The following is a 15,544-nucleotide window of genomic DNA, read 5'->3' as shown; positions in this document are numbered from 1 at the left end:
CTCACTCCTTTTTTGCAAGTGCAGAAATGTACTGGGCTATTGTCGTAGTAGCTGGCTTCTCAGTTAACTGCAACCTACCTTTTAATCTTTCTCGCTCCGCTCTCCAACTATCGTGTTGTTCATCCAGTTGACGCAACACACCACACAATTCAGTGAAATCATAAGCCACCGGACCACATATAAAATGCGCTTCATCGACTACTGACTGACCTCTTATTTTAGAGTAATCTGATGAATCGTACTGATAAAATATTATAGGATGATCATGAAGCAGATAATCTGATACCACTGAAGAATAGTCTGTAATCAACGCTTTGCTCTTTGCTAACCAAGGGTATACGTTCATCCCACTTGGAAACAAATAAATATGTTCGAAACCTGACAAAGGTAATACTTCATTATCACTCTCATTGAGACTAGTCATAGACTCTAATTGTCTAGAGATAAATGGGTGTAATTTCAAAACAAAGCTCTTTCCCAGTTGTATACATAGAGCATTTAATCTCTCAAGATCTAATTGCTCTAAAGTAATTTGTCCCTCACGATAAGTAGGCATATAGAACCACAAAGGACCTGTTTTTGAGATGACTTTTTCTAAATCTGCTCGTGAGGGGCAATTACACCAATCAATATCGCTATCGATTTGAAGGAATGCATCATTTCTAGAATAGCCCATAGAAAAAAATTGCTTAGCAGAAAAACATGATGAAAAAAATTCACGATTATACCATTCTGAACTAGAAATGAAGCTGTCATCAGGTTTTTTAAGATAGTGCTTGTTTCCTGAAATATGCTTATAGGGCAAGCCATGCCAAAGCTGCACAACCTTACAATGGGAGCGAATTAAGGAAAAAAAAGTCCCAGTGTATTCATGATCAATTACAATAACCCTAGCTCTGCTAAGGAACCACCAAGTGCCCCATAAGGATTTTATCACATCATTACTTTCAAGTAAGACTGACTGCCGTTGTAACCGTCTACATACTAATACTGGTTGCTTTGGTTCTAGTTTTAAATGACGCCGATAAGTTAAAAGAATATTGCAGTCAACAAAATTCTCGGAATAATAAACAACACCACCCTTTGGCGTTATCAATCTTGATATTGTGATAAAGTAACGCAACAAACAATCTCTAAAACGTCTCAATAAAATTGACTTTTTTTTCATCGGCACGATGAAAAGATCGGATTGCTGCAGATAAATCTGATTTCTTGGAAAGCCGCGAGCAATCAAACCATCACAAACTCTCTCTTGAGCATCTCCGCGTGCGACGATAATTATATCACTTGGAGGTAATCGCTTAGGAGGTTCAACAATGTCTTCAGCTTGTTTTAAATTATCTATCAATCCTAGAACAGTGACTCCATTTAACTTAATATCAGCTAAAAGTTTGCGACCAGCCGGATTTGCAGGCGCGACATAACAACCACCGTTTAACTCTGTCACATGCATAAAAATATTCCAAAATTTTCAAAGTTGAGCCTGTTAGACTCTCCACAAAAATAAAGTTTTATAGGCTCATCTATTTTGAAAAATTAATCTCATCTCAATAAAGGCTTCTCCTCAATAAGATTTTCTAACTTGATTAATTTTAAAGTTGAGTTTCCTGTTCGTTCTGAGTGAACCATTTCACTTTTCAGGGCAGCTATCTGCTCTCGGTTGACGTATTTATATATCTTCCCAAATAGATCTAGATCATCAAGCATCGTTTTTACACGCCCAAGCAAAACCACTAAATCATAGTCATCACACTGTGGTGTAAATTCAGTAATGATATTCGAAAGGGTAAAGCTACACGCCAGTCCATGAGGCACATCGAAGTGACTGGTGAGCGGATACGAAATCGCATGCGCAATCGCTGTTCTCGTTTGACTAATCGCAAGTCCAGCGAGCACACTCGCTTGCTGCATCGCCGCGCGAGCAGCTGCATCATCTGGTGTCGCAAGTACTGTTGGCAAGGCCGTCTTCGCCAAGGTTAACGCTAGGCGTGCATACGCTTCACTGACCGGGGTTTTATTCACGTTCCAAAGCGACTCACAAGCATGGGAAATCGCGTCTAACCCCGTATTCAGCGTTTCAGTTTCTGGCAGGCTATGCGTTAACGTAGGGTCAAGCAAGGCAATATCCGGCAACACCAGCGTGCCGGTGACTGAATATTTCTTATGCTCGGTTTGGTCCCACACCGTGGCAAACGGCGTTACTTCCGCGCCAGTTCCTGAGGTGGTGGGAATAGCTATCAACGGCAGTTTCGTTTGCCATTGCTGCCCCTTACCTTCACGCAAGCTTGCCTTCAGTGAATTCAATTCAGCATACGGTAACGTCACCGCCAGAACTTTTGCTGCATCGAGCACGCTGCCGCCACCAAGAGCGACGACCCCAACAATGTTGTCGGGCAGCAAACGAGCCGTAACTGCATCTAAGTCATCCAGCTCCGGGTTTGGCGTGACCGCATCATGTACGAGCCAGTCGATATCCAGCGTTGAAGTTAACGCCTTCACTCGCTCGGTGACACCGCGGAGAGTCATTCCTGCTGAAGTGACCAGAAGCCACTTGCCCGTTGCAGCACCTAGCGTTTGCATCAGCTTCGGCAAGCTCTCAAGCGCCGTAGCCTCAAGTCGTACTGGATTGTGATAACGCCATTCATTCATTGCTAAATCCCTTCTCGTATCAACGAATGGTTCCAGCAAACGCCATAAAGGCCAGCTTGTTTTCTTCTGCCGTCGAGGTCGGACGACCCAAGTCGTCGCGTGAACCAGTGGTGATTTTAACTTCCAGCATCACAGGTCCTTCGCCCCGCGGTAAGCTCTGCCATGCACTTAGTATCTCATCCTCAGTAGAGGCGAATGCATAATGAAGATAACCGCTAGCCTTAGCCAGTGCAGCAAAGTCGAAGCGTCCGCCCACTGTAGGCTGACCACCAACTGATTCATGCGCCGCGTTATTTAATAATACATGTACTAAGTTCTTTGGCTTCACATCGCCAATAATCGGCATCGCACCTAAGTGCATCAAGGCCGAGCCATCACCGTCAATACAGACCACGCGCTTATCTGGGTTACCCAGCGCTGCACCAAGAGCAATAGACGAGGTATGGCCCATGCCACCCACGGTTAAAAAGTCGCGTTGCGCTTCACCGCGTTTGACCCGAAGCTCAAACACTTCACGTGAGGTTTTACCGGTGGTTGATACTAGTAAATCATCACCCGTCACATCTAACAGTGCTGCAAGCGCATCTTCGCGCTTTAATGCAGACGGGCTATCCGGCTTACGCTGGCTCTTATAACTAGCAAATGCGTTCTTTTTAACCAGTAAAGCCACAGGCGCTTGCGTGCTATTCGCCGTTGCCATCAAACGCTTCACAATTGCCTCATAGTCACTATCGGCACTCAGCACTTCATAAGACACACCCAATAAATCGAGCTGCTCGGCAGTAATACGCCCTTGCTTCACATGCTGTGGCTCGTCTTTGACACCCGGCTCGCCACGCCACCCGATGATCATCAGCAGTGGGATTTTATACACTTCTGGGTCGGTCAACGAGGTTAACGGATTAACCGTGTTTCCAAGCCCTGAGTTTTGCATATACACCGCCGCCACTTTACCCGTGGTCATGTGGTAGCCCGCAGCCAATGCCACTGCATTACCTTCATTCGCGGTAATAATATGCTCGCCTTCAGCGGCATTGTCATCGACATAGGCACAGAAGTTCTTGAGCAGTGAATCCGGCACGCCAGCAAAGAGCTCAACGCCCTCGTGTTTTAATGCTTCAAACATTAATTTGGGTTCAATCATTATTTCGTACCTGGAATCAGCTCTAAGATATCCTTAATCGGCAACATCTTTGCGTCACACTCTTTGGAGCGCTGATGAGTCAAAATCGACTTAGCGGTGTCGACCATAGCCGGGTAGGCACTGCGCAGCAATTGATTCGCATAAATGACAATATTTACACCCGCAGCCTGCAGTTCATCTTCGGTAATGCTGTTATAGCTTGAAGGCACGGCAACCAATGGTTTGCGGTTTGGAATCTCGTTGTAACGACGGCAGAACTCTAAAATCTCATCCGGCGTCTTCTCACGCGAGTGAATCATGATGGCGTCCGCGCCAGCGTTTAAAAAGGCTTCTGCACGCTCAATCGCATCATCAATGCCCCGTCCCAATATCAAACTTTCAATACGCGCAACAATCATAAAGTCATCGGTCGCCTGCGCTGCTTTACCCACTTTGATCTTATGACAGAAATTCTCAATCGAATCTTGCGTTTGTGGCACATCGGCACCAAACAATGAATTTTTCTTAAGACCTGTTTTGTCTTCAATAATCGCCGCTGATACACCCAACCGCTCAAGTGTCTTTACCGTAAAAGCAAAATGTTCAGGCTGCCCACCGGTATCTGCATCATAAATAATCGGTTTTGTGGTCACCTCAAGTACTTCATTTAGGGTGGTCATACGTGCCGACACATCCACCGCTTCAATATCCGGTTTACCCTTTGCTGTGGAATCGGTCAGCGAGCTCCCCCACATCCCGTCAAACTCGCGACGTTTACCATTCTCATCCACGACATAAGTATTCTCTATAATCAGGCCTGACAACGCGTTATGAATGTCTAAAAAGCGAACTAAAGGTTTTACCTTGAGCATTCTTCGTAATGATTTCAGACGAATTTCAGGAGTCGTACCGATTTCCTTGAGGGCTCGGTTGAGCTGAGTAGAGGAAATACCTTTCGTGTAGGGCACTTCAATCAATTCCCCACCCCACTCGGCTAATGCATCAATCACCGCTTGTCGAGTGCGCTGCTGAACACCTTCTCTCCAATCATCACCATGCACCACATAATCAGGTCTTATTTCTCTTAAATTTGGAACATAGTCCAATGTAGTTTGCGGAACAACCCGAGAAACAACTTTCAAGCTCTCGATTACTTGTCGACGCATTTCGAACTCCATAAACGGAATTCTTTTGTATGAAGCTATCGCCTCATCAGTCAGTAAACCCACGACCACTTCACCGTATTTTTGGGCCTCTTTGAGAACGTTCAAATGCCCTGGATGAACTAAGTCAGCGCTCATTCCTACATATACTATTTTCATAATCCCTCGTTTAGGAGATAACCCGCCCCAAAACCCTCACTAAATCCATCCCATCCCAAACCGTGTCGAAGTTCAACGCTTGGCCTACGGGTACTATTCTATCGACACCCACAAGGCAGTGCTTTAGCCATTCTTCAACGTTGTCCACGCCCCAATAACTCATAGTTTGGTACGCTGGGGTGAGGAAGCGGTTCAGTTCTCGTAATTCGCTTACTTGGCTTTCAACGAAAAGCCCTGCGCCACCGTGCGCTTCTTCAAATTGAGGCGATACCTTTTCTGCCCAAACGCGTAAAACGCCTGAGTGCTGGACGTTTCCGTCAACTAACCCCGCCATTGCCATGTCTTGCGCATTATTAAGCGCTTGATAACGCTCACTATCTGTAAACTGATATTTTTGCCGTGCAGCTTCTGTGCCAAGGTAAGCTTCAAACGCCTGCCAGAACCTTTCTTGCGCGGCAATCAATTTTTCTCTATTCCCTTTCCAAATCAACAGCTTGGAAGAGGAACACGCCTGCTGCGCGAAGGTCAAATTATCTCGACAAAAATCAGAAACTAATTGCTCAAGTGTCGGTTTATCGACGCGCAAAAGTGCATCCATGCCGAGTACTGAGAACGAAATCTTGTGGGCAAATACAATATCTCGACAGTGTGCGGAAGTTTCAACGCGTTTAAGCGCGCGAATACCTTCATTTGAGCCCCACAACACACGCGCATCTGCACTCGCTTGCAGTGCCGTCAGCTTAGGGTCATCTCTCTCACAGCGAATCAATTGAAATCTAGCCGATGCGCCTGGGTGGTCAGGCGAAATACGCGCAATGTGCTCACAGAGTAAATCTGCACTGCCGCCAGTTTTTGACGAGAGGCGGATAATATTCGCGTTTCCGCACAGTAAACTCAGTATCCCGGAGTACACAAACAAGCTGTCGACATTACCGGGCGCGGCGTGAAATACGTTCCCCACAGGTCTAATCGCCAAATGCTCATAACCCTCTGCTAAGGCCAACATATTCGATTTGCGCAGCCAATATCCAAGCGCCACTAAATCGGGAAATAGCCTCACTTCAGGCGCCTGCATTAAGCTTCGTGAGAGGCTTTCGGTAAAAGCAAAAAAAGACGCATGTGCAAATGGAGCAAGTTTAGGTGCTATGCCAACTGGGTTGATTACTTGCCACGTCATGTCGTACTTCCTTCAAACGTATCACTACACCCCCGAGCTTCAACCTTCGCCATACGTCCTAGCACCTCAAAATATTTTCCTTTGCGACCGCATGGGCAGTCATCTTCGCCCAGAACTCGTCCTCGGTCTTCAGTCAACAAACTATGACCGGGATAACTTTCAGGAATGGCTGAAAGCACTTGAATTACGCCCGCTTCTCCGTGCTCTACAACGTGCCAATTCCCGGGCTGGCGTATTAAAACATCCGCGGTATTCGGGCAGTGCAAATGCCCTTCCTCACACTCAACAAATACAGAACCGACCTGCTCCACCATGCCATAAAAATTGTGCACATTAATTGAGCCTAGGTGCTCCGCAACCGTATGGTTAAAAGTTTGCGCACTGACGGCCTCGTCTTGGAGCTTCTTCCAGCCGCCACTATGTAGTAGCACGGCGTCTTCAAAGTTTAACTGCACACCCGCGTGTGCAAGCGCTTGTACCCCATATTTCCAAACCATAAAAGTAAAGCCAAACATCAGTACCGGCTTACTTCCAAAACGCTCGTAAAAGTCCCGAATTGCATCGATATTCAGCGTCATGTCGTCATTGAGCGCATAAGTATGATCACGCCCAAGAAATGAAAGCCCTTGAATTCCAGCACCTCGCGCGGAAAACGACGCTCTGTCCTTAATCACATTCGGGTGATCCCAAATGAGCATATGCCGACGCCCTTTGCCCAGCCACTCCTGCATAATTTTCACTAGTACTTTGCTTTGCAGCTTCGCGGTTTCTGCGTCGAGAATAATCTGTGAGGGTGTTTGCCCGGTGGTACCAGACGACTGCAGTACTTTGAACACCTGCTCCTGCGGGATACTTTGCAAGCGTCGTTGCTTGAACAAGGGTACGGTCAAAAAGGGAACGTGCTCAACACGTTCAATACTCTGCGGCTCGACATGTCCAAAAAGGGCTTGGTAATGCGGGCAGTAGCGTTGATGATGCAGCGTTAAGCGTTGCAGTTCACCAACTAAGATCGCCTGCTTTTCAGCTTTCGGTAATCCATAAGGTGGGCTTTCTAACAATATATCGTTCATTTTATTCGCCCGCCTCTTTATTGGCCGCTAAATTCGACTGTTGGCATATCGCGAGTAGCTTCACGTAATCTACTTTACCGCTAGAGAGTGTCGGCAAAGTCTCGAGCTGAACCACATTGAATAATGTCGGATGTAAAAGCAACTCAGCACGCAAAACGCTGCTTATCTGCTCCGATAATCCATGCTCTTCGTTAACATGGGCAACAAAAAGTACATCGTCGTTCCCGCAGCAGTATACTTTACTGCCCAAAGCCGACAATTGCTGCTCAAGATGATCAAGTTGCACACGCTTGCCTCGAACTTTGATAAAACGTGACAAACGCCCGGTAATTTTCACCATACCTTGCTCGGTGTAACAGGCAATATCTCCTGTTGCCAAAGACTTCCGAGGAAAATGCCCTTGCTGCCAGTCACTTGGCTGCTCCGCATAGCCGAGCATTACATTGTCACCAAAATACCAAAGCTCGCCTTCTCGCAAAGGCTCTGTAATAACGCTTTCCGAATTCACATCTGCCAACTCAAAGTCATGTATTTCAAACCGCCCACCTGGAATGGCTTGGCCGATGATATCGGGATAATGTTGAATTTGATCGTGTGGAACGTAAGCCATGCGCGCGGTCGCTTCCGTTTGCCCGTACATGACATAGAACTGCCAATCCTGCTGCTCTGCCACATTTGCGAAATGTGAGACCAGTTTCGGGTCTAAGCGCCCCCCTGCTTGCGTCAAATAACGAATCGCCGGTAGTTCCATGCGCTCTAACCGGAGCATTTTTAGCATTTCAAAATGGAACGGTACTCCTGAAAGCGAACTCACTTGATGCTCTCGTACCTGTTGCCAGAACTCCCGCGACATCATGGGGTGCGTAGTGAGCACCATACGCGCTCCAACGGCAAGATGGGTATTCAAAACGGAAAGCCCAAAACTGTAATGGAGTGGCAAGGTAGTAATGGCGCAATCGTCGGAACGAATGGGCAAATATCTGAGGATAGAATCCGTGTTAGCGAGCAAATTTTGCCGACTCAACATCACTGATTTAGGGCTACCGCTTGAACCGCTAGTGCTCAATAACACTGCCGCATAATGCAGCTTTTCGGAGCTTTTTTGCAGCTTGTGTTTAAAGGGCCAACGGGCAACAGGCACAATTGCGAGCCCGGCAAGGGCAACGCTAACGCCAAGCTTTGCGTACAAAGCCTCCTGCTGGGCCACGGGTAAATCAGGATCAATAACCAGCAGCGGGGTTTCACTTCGAAGGGCGGCAAGGTAATTCACAACAGCATCGATACTGGTTTCAAAACATAAAGCCGCCAAGCAGTCCTCGCAGGCGTCTTGCAATTCCATAGCTTGCACTGAAACGCGTTTTTCGAGCTCGGCATATGTTATTGACCCACAGTCAGAATAAAAAGCAACGCCCTCGAACCGATCTAAGTTGAGGTAAAAGGCTTCATTTCGACGCAAATCAGCACTCAATGTCATATTTTTTCAGAATTTCTCTCGCCTTGGCGACTGAGCTCATATCGATGATGTCATCGGTATCTAGCATAACGTCGAAAGTGTCTTCCAGTGCCGCCACCAATATCATGTGCGCGGTGGAGTCCCACTCTTTAATGCTGTTGTAGGCTAAGTCGTCGGTTATCTTTTCTGCCGGTAAGCCAAGCGCTTCCGCGAATACTACTTTTAAACGTTCTGTTGTCATTATTCTTCTCTGCTCTCTAAATCAGCGTCTTAAAAAATTCTTTAAATCAGCATACCACCATCAACACCAATAACCTGCCCAGTCACGTAACTGGCAAGATCACTGGCCAAAAACAAGGCGGTATTAGCAATATCTTCCGGTGTCCCGATGCGTTTCATGGCAATAGAGCTCATACGCTCTTTGTATTTATCTTCAGGAATGGTTCGTGTCATATCCGTATCAATAAAACCGGGCGCAATGGCGTTCACCCGAATGCCCGAGCCGGCGAGCTCCTTTGCTAACGACTGCGTGATTCCAATTACCGCAGCCTTACTACCGGCATACACGGCTTGCCCATGATTCCCTACGCGGCCAATAATGGATGATACATTAATAATGCTACCGCCTTTGGCGTTACCACTGCTGTCGCGCGAGCTACGTTGCATCAGGCGGGATCCATATTGGCTAGTGTAAAGTACACTGAAAGTGTTGGTAGCAAAGGTTCGTTCTACTTGGGCTTCAGTGACCATACCAATCAGCGCATCGTCTAATATACCTGCGTTATTCACTAAGATATCGAGCTGTTTAGTTTGCTTGAAAAGCTTTTGAAAGGCTTCTTTTATTGCCTTTGGATCGCACACGTCGAAAGCCAGTGGTTCTGCGTTACCACCGAGCTCGCTGCATAGTTCCTGTAAGGTTTGCTCGTTACGGCCATTTACAAACACATGGGCACCCGCGCGCGCAAATACACGCGCAATCTCGGCACCAATACCTCTACTGGCACCGGTAACAAGGGCTACTTTTCCAGTTAAATCGATCTGTATCGTCATTCCATGTCTCTTTTATTCTGACCAGCCACTCTTTCTTCAATCATAACGAATAAAGCGGGCAATGGGTGCTTTGGCTGCTTCGTAGGCATTTTGCGTGAGGATGTAATATCTTAACCCCTGCTCTTCAACCTTTGGAACCTCTAACGCAGCGTCTTGCGGCATCTCCACATAACCCGATTTCTCATGAAACCGCACCGATGCCTCGTTGCTCTGATAAATCTTACCCACCAAGGTTTGTAGCTGAAGCTGCTCAAAAGCAAAGTCATTGAGAGCGAAGGCAGCACAAAAGGGCACAATGTTGTTCCGATACTGCTCTGGGTAAATATACATGCCAGGCTCTGCCCAGCTCGCGTCACCTTGAATAGACACCAAAGACGCGACACCAATAGGCTGCTCCTTAAACCATATCACCCAATACCTGCGGCTGTCGTCATGCTCTAGTTTTTCAAACCAACTTCGCTGCATGTCTGAAGTAATGTAGGTTTGGTCGAGCATGTGCTTTGCTATCTCAGGGTCATTGCGCCATTGTCGAACCGTTTCTAGCATATCTGCCGTTAAAGGTTTTAAGGTGATTCCATAACGACGAAAATGTGCGTTGCAGGTCATACCAAATCCCAGCGCATAGCCGTGCCTTTAGCGACATCTTTTTTTACCGCCCTGCCAAGTAACACCGGAAGATACTTCGTCGGCAACCCAAGCCCTGGACGAACAGAACGTAAATTCGTTTCGGTCAGTACATCACCTGCTTTTAAGTCTTCTGCAATATAGAGCGAACGGCGGTGCTTGCGTGAGGCAACTTCCTGCTCGGTACATCCGTAGTGAACCTTACCCAAAGCATCGTGAGCACGTTGACATTCTTGTACCAAGGCCTTGAACTCATGGGGCTCCATAGAAAACTCGGCGTCTACGCCACCCTCGCCACGATCCAGAACAAAATGCTTTTCAATAACCGTTGCGCCAAGCGCAACAGCAGCCACCGAAACGCCAATTCCCGCCGTATGGTCAGACAGCCCCACTTCGCAATTAAAGAGTGAACGTAGATGCGGGATAGTGAGTAAGTTGGCATCTTTTGGTCGTGCTGGATAGTGGCTTGTACATTTGAGCAGAACGAAGTTTTCACAACCATTATCTCGAAGCACCTCAACGGCTTCTGCTAGCTCTGCCTGGGTCGCCATTCCGGTAGACACAATAACTGGCTTTCCTGTTTTGGCGACAGCGGCGATAAGGCCATGGTCGGTATTCTCAAAGGACGCAATTTTATAGCAAGGCACGTCCAACGATTCGAGATAATCAACAGCAGTTAAGTCGAAGGGTGAGCTAAAAGCAATCAAACCGAGCTGGTGCGCACGGTCAAAAATAGGTTTATGCCACTCCCACGGCGTGTAGGCTTTTTGATAAAGCTGATACAGTGAACTTCCATGCCACAAGCTCTCTGGGTTATCGATAAAAAACTCACGTTCATGCACATCCAGCGTAATGGTGTCTGCCGTGTAGGTTTGCAATTTAATGGCATGAGCACCGGCTGCTGCAGCGGCTTCAACCATGGTCAGAGCTTTGTCTAACGATTGGTCATGATTCCCAGACAGCTCCGCAATAATAAATGGGCTGTGCGCTTCGCCTATCGAATAGTTACCGATCTTCATGCTTTACCTCAATTTACAGAAAGCGACATCATACTTTCAATAACGCGCTCCACACCTTTGGCGTCAACCAGTGCAAATGCTTTGTTTGACATTCTACGCAATTTATCGGGCGATGTAAGGAATTGCTTGAGGACTTGCGGTAGCGATTGCTCGATCTCCGCGCAATCCAATTGAACTGCAGCGCCTGTTGCAGAGAGCGCACCGGCGGCTAGGCCTTGGTTCGCCGCGAGCTTTACCACTATTGTTGGTAATCCAAGAGCACAACGCTCCCAAGACGTACCTCCAGCAGCGCCAATTGCAAGATCGGCTTGTAAGAATTCCTCGGCCATGGTGTTGATGCCCTGTTGAACCTTAACCTTGGTTTTTACAAAGCGACTTGCTGTAGCTATTACACTGGTAAAGTGAGGATTGCTTGCACCCAAAATAACACTAATTTGCGCTACAACACCATCCAAGGTGAGTAAGCGCTCTAGGATTTTCTGGGTTACATTTTGAACGTCTGCGCCCCCTAAAGTAATCACTATATTGTTTAACTGTTGGCGCTCTTTCGCTTGGTTTTTTGCGTTTCGAAACTCAGGTCGTAATAGAGAATAATCTAAGCCGGCAAGTACACAAGCCTGCGTTAAGCCCGTATAATCCTCAACCGTTCTACCAAGATTTTGATCCAATAGAATATCTGCAAAATAATGACGATCCGCTAAATCGTCGATAACCAGAATACGGTTACTTTGTGGCCCTACAATCTCATGCCAAACTGCACTAATCCCATAATGATCCACTATAAGCCAATCCACGGTTGTAAATGGCATCGACGCGATAATATCAAGCGTGTGCTGAGCATCAATTCTTTGCGGCACACCTAACCAACGGGAATGCTCTGTGCCCTCGGGGTCCGAAAACTCGCCTAAACTTGCTGGTAATCGATGGACACAAAACCCTTGTCGTTCTATCCAAGTTTCTAAGCTACCAGGCTGTTCACGGCAAATAAAATGTACATTTTCTCTGGAAATGGGTAATGCTGAGCACAATGTGACACAGCGCACAACATGGCCGGTACCAATATTAACGCCTGAGTCGGCACGAACCACTACGTTCATCTGTCACCGCTTTCCATCAACACCTTTTTCATATATTCGGCTCTTACCCAGTCTTCCTCTGTGTCTATGTCTTGCACGCGATGCCGCGGCAAAACATAGGGCATGGCACTTCCCGAAAACATCCCTATCTTACTGAGCCAAGAATGTGAGCTGCCTAAATAGAACTGGCCAGCGTCGTGGTAGGCCTCTTCTAAATCTTGCGACCGTGTCCCGGCATACTGAGGACTAATCATTTCTGCACGCGAATCCGCTTTAATTCGAAGAGCGCGTTGAATTGGAGCGGCAAAACTAGCGGCAGAGAATACAAAACTCGGTTTTTCTGCAGTAAACAAATTGAACGCCTTTTTAAGATCTTGAGCCATCAAAAAAGGTGACGTTGCGTATATACAACAAACCACATCATATTCTTCACCGCTATCGGCCAGCGTATTTATAGCATGGCGAACAACTGGCGACGTTCCCGTATGATCATCGCTTAGTTCGGAGGGCCGAATAAATGGCACATCAGCTCCAAACTTCGTTGCGACAGCCGCTATTTCTGGGTCATCCGTAGACACAATAATTTTGTCGAACAATCCAGATTCTTGCGCCGCCTTTATCGACCAAGCTAACATCGGCAAACCATAGAAAGGTTTAATGTTTTTCCGCGGAATACGCTTACTTCCACCCCGAGCAGGAATAATGGCTAAATTCACACGCGCTCCTCATATTCAACTCTCAACATATATCGACAGATTATGAATTACCTTAACTGAATGAGAGACTTAACTAAAGCGACTACATCTTGACCTCGGTAGTATGAACACCTACATACAGACCCAGAATTTAGGCAAACCAAAGCAGCCAAGCTCATTCATAACTCACTTTTAAGCCCAGCATGACTCAGGATGAATTCAATCTAGAGCGCCAATAAGCGACAAAATGAGTCATTACTAAGTCGTTGCAAAATTGTGTGGAAATTCAAAACGAGCCACTCACGATGCAAATTTAGATTTATCAGAGTGAAATTTGTAATCTATGGATTAATTTTTGATTTTTTATTGAAATCTGAAAAATATCTTTTACACTAAATTTTCCTCTTAGAGGATAGCACTATCAGCAAGGATGCTGAACATCGAATTTCTTTGTTGGGGCTCTGAGGCAAGGAAGTCGCGGAGAAGCTGCCAAGGAAAGCTTAGCGCAGTACCCCAGCAAAGAAATCCGATAGCTACCTACAGTTACAGGTACGGCAGCAAACTAAGTTTAAATTCATTCCTACATGCGCTCCACCTACGATATAAAGCAACTCCGCATACCGTAACAGCGAACCACCAGCTCATCGTACGCACGCGACATTCCGTGCTAAAGGTCGCGCGTTAAACTGCGTTGCTTCCGTGACTTGTGTTCATCAAAACATCGATATCGTATCCGTAAGCGTGTGCCATTCCGCGTTAAAGGCCGCGCGTTAACCTATGCTTGAATACAATGCAAACAGACGAATGGTGAAACCGCTCCCAGGGGGCACGCCAACAATTTTCTCTAAAATTTGTTCCCGCGCTGGTCGGTCGCTTGGCGGGATCTGCGCTGCGTCGGCAACGTTACAAGGTTCACGCAATTGATCTCGGGATCGTGGGCGCGGACCATTCCGTGTTAAAGGCCACGCATTAACCTATGCTTGAATTCAACACAAGCCCGCGGATGGTCAAACGCTCCCAGGGGGCACGCCAACAATTTTCGCTGAAAATTGTTCCCGCGCTGGTCGGTCGCTTGGCGGGATCTGCGCTGTATCATGAATACAGGAATCGTAGACGCGGGCCATTCCGTGTTAAAGGCCCGCGTTAACCTATGTTTGAATTCAACACAAGCCCGCGGATGGTGCAAACGCTCCTAGCGGCACACCAACAATTTTCTCTGAAAATTGTTCCCGCGCTAGTCGGTCGCTTAGCGGGATCTGCGCTGTATCATGAATACAGGATCGTAGACGCGGGCCATTCCGTGTTAAAGGCCCGCGTTAACCTATGTTTGAATTCAACACAAGCCCGCGGATGGTGCAAACGCTCCCTAGCGGCACACCAACAATTTTCTCTGAAAATTATTCCCGCGCTGGCAGGTCGCATGGCGGGATCTGCATCTGCGACGGCAACGGCAACGTTATAAGGTTGACGCAATGCATGTCGGGATCGTGCGCGCGGGCTATTCCATGCCAAAGACCGCGCATTAACCTATGCTTGAATTCAACACAAGCCCGCGGATGGTGCAAACGCTCCCGAGCGGCACGCCAACAATTTTCTCTGAAAATTGTTCCCGCGCTGGTAGGTCGCTTGGAGGGATCTGCGATGCGTCGGCAACGTATCATGAATACGACAATCGTAGGCCCGTAATTTAAATGACATTGAGCGCCTACGCGTAGGACACTTTTGCGGAGCCCATAAGCGAAAAGGCCACCCGCTTTCGAGAAGGGCTGCTTTATTGGATGTCTGGGCGCGCATCGAGCTCTAACACGTCCATGTGACATAGTCCGGCTCGGCAGTACATGCCTCGCGTTCGCACCTGAAGTTGCCGTGCAACTTCTGGGCGGTCACAAGCATGAGAAGGCGCCAAGGTGGACGCACCATCGTACGCGCGGCCGTGCCGAGCCTACACGTTGGACACTGCCTTCTAAACGAAAAAAACCCAGCCTTTCGGTCTGGGGTTTCTTTCGTTTGGATGCCTGGCGGTTTGCCAGGGACTCGCAGAGCTCGTCCCGCTCCGCAGGGTGAAGCCAAACTGTTGGCTTCACCGGGTACCTGCTCCGCCCTACTCGAGAGTAGGACACTTTTCCGGAGCCCATAAGCAAAAAGGCCACCCGCATGGGTGGCCTTTTTGACTTATTTGGATGCCTGGCGGTGTCCTACTCTCACATGGGGAGGCCCCACACTACCATCGGCGCTGACATGTTTCACTTCTGAGTTCGGAATGGATTCAGGTGGTTCCACGTCGCT

The 15,544-nt window shown here is 47.6% G+C and carries 13 protein-coding genes and 1 rRNA gene; all 14 read right to left on the bottom strand.

The annotated features are described in order from the left end of the window. Position 1: 1 nt before the first annotated feature. Positions 2-1,453 (bottom strand): CDP-glycerol glycerophosphotransferase family protein, encoded by a 1,452-nt coding sequence (locus DQW12_RS07590; protein ID WP_113907270.1) that lies wholly within the window; start codon positions 1,451-1,453, stop codon positions 2-4. An 89-nt stretch (positions 1,454-1,542) separates the two neighbouring features. Next, complete coding sequence (locus tag DQW12_RS07585) at positions 1,543-2,649, bottom strand: phosphonoacetaldehyde reductase (RefSeq protein WP_113907269.1); 1,107 nt, start codon at positions 2,647-2,649, stop codon at positions 1,543-1,545. Between the two features lie 19 nt (positions 2,650-2,668). Further along, positions 2,669-3,793 (bottom strand): phosphonopyruvate decarboxylase, encoded by a 1,125-nt coding sequence (gene aepY, locus DQW12_RS07580; RefSeq protein WP_113907268.1) that lies wholly within the window; start codon positions 3,791-3,793, stop codon positions 2,669-2,671. Next, on the bottom strand, positions 3,793-5,094 hold the full coding sequence (gene aepX / locus DQW12_RS07575; RefSeq protein WP_113907267.1) for a phosphoenolpyruvate mutase: 1,302 nt from the start codon (positions 5,092-5,094) through the stop codon (positions 3,793-3,795). Before aepX ends, aepY begins: the two co-directional genes overlap by 1 nt. 10 nt (positions 5,095-5,104) lie before the next feature. Continuing rightward, positions 5,105-6,271, bottom strand: coding sequence for an acyl-CoA reductase (locus tag DQW12_RS07570; protein ID WP_113907266.1), 1,167 nt, complete (start codon positions 6,269-6,271; stop codon positions 5,105-5,107). Then, positions 6,268-7,341, bottom strand: coding sequence for a LuxE/PaaK family acyltransferase (locus DQW12_RS07565; RefSeq protein ID WP_113907265.1), 1,074 nt, complete (start codon positions 7,339-7,341; stop codon positions 6,268-6,270). Before DQW12_RS07565 ends, DQW12_RS07570 begins: the two co-directional genes overlap by 4 nt. A gap of 1 nt (position 7,342) precedes the next feature. Continuing rightward, complete coding sequence (locus DQW12_RS07560; RefSeq protein WP_113907264.1) at positions 7,343-8,815, bottom strand: AMP-binding protein; 1,473 nt, start codon at positions 8,813-8,815, stop codon at positions 7,343-7,345. After that, a complete protein-coding gene (locus tag DQW12_RS07555; protein WP_113907263.1) occupies positions 8,799-9,035 on the bottom strand; it encodes an acyl carrier protein in 237 nt (78 codons plus the stop codon). Before DQW12_RS07555 ends, DQW12_RS07560 begins: the two co-directional genes overlap by 17 nt. A gap of 41 nt (positions 9,036-9,076) precedes the next feature. Then, a complete protein-coding gene (locus DQW12_RS07550; RefSeq protein ID WP_113907262.1) occupies positions 9,077-9,844 on the bottom strand; it encodes an SDR family NAD(P)-dependent oxidoreductase in 768 nt (255 codons plus the stop codon). A gap of 36 nt (positions 9,845-9,880) precedes the next feature. Continuing rightward, positions 9,881-10,450, bottom strand: coding sequence for a UDP-4-amino-4,6-dideoxy-N-acetyl-beta-L-altrosamine N-acetyltransferase (gene pseH / locus DQW12_RS07545; protein WP_113907261.1), 570 nt, complete (start codon positions 10,448-10,450; stop codon positions 9,881-9,883). After that, a complete protein-coding gene (pseI, locus tag DQW12_RS07540; protein WP_113907260.1) occupies positions 10,447-11,487 on the bottom strand; it encodes a pseudaminic acid synthase in 1,041 nt (346 codons plus the stop codon). The genes pseH and pseI overlap by 4 nt, the downstream gene beginning before the upstream one ends. A gap of 8 nt (positions 11,488-11,495) precedes the next feature. After that, positions 11,496-12,584 carry a UDP-2,4-diacetamido-2,4,6-trideoxy-beta-L-altropyranose hydrolase gene (pseG, locus tag DQW12_RS07535; RefSeq protein ID WP_113907259.1) on the bottom strand — a complete coding sequence of 363 codons (1,089 nt, stop codon included), beginning with the start codon at positions 12,582-12,584 and terminating at the stop codon, positions 11,496-11,498. After that, on the bottom strand, positions 12,581-13,279 hold the full coding sequence (pseF, locus tag DQW12_RS07530; protein ID WP_113907258.1) for a pseudaminic acid cytidylyltransferase: 699 nt from the start codon (positions 13,277-13,279) through the stop codon (positions 12,581-12,583). The genes pseG and pseF overlap by 4 nt, the downstream gene beginning before the upstream one ends. A gap of 2,161 nt (positions 13,280-15,440) precedes the next feature. After that, a 5S ribosomal RNA gene (gene rrf / locus DQW12_RS07525) occupies positions 15,441-15,544 on the bottom strand; the annotation flags it as partial.

The organism is Aliidiomarina celeris (assembly GCF_003316875.1).
GTDB lineage: Bacteria > Pseudomonadota > Gammaproteobacteria > Enterobacterales > Alteromonadaceae > Aliidiomarina > Aliidiomarina celeris.
The sequence above is the reverse complement of the archived record's forward strand: the minus strand, read 5'-3'. Positions and strand labels throughout refer to the sequence as shown.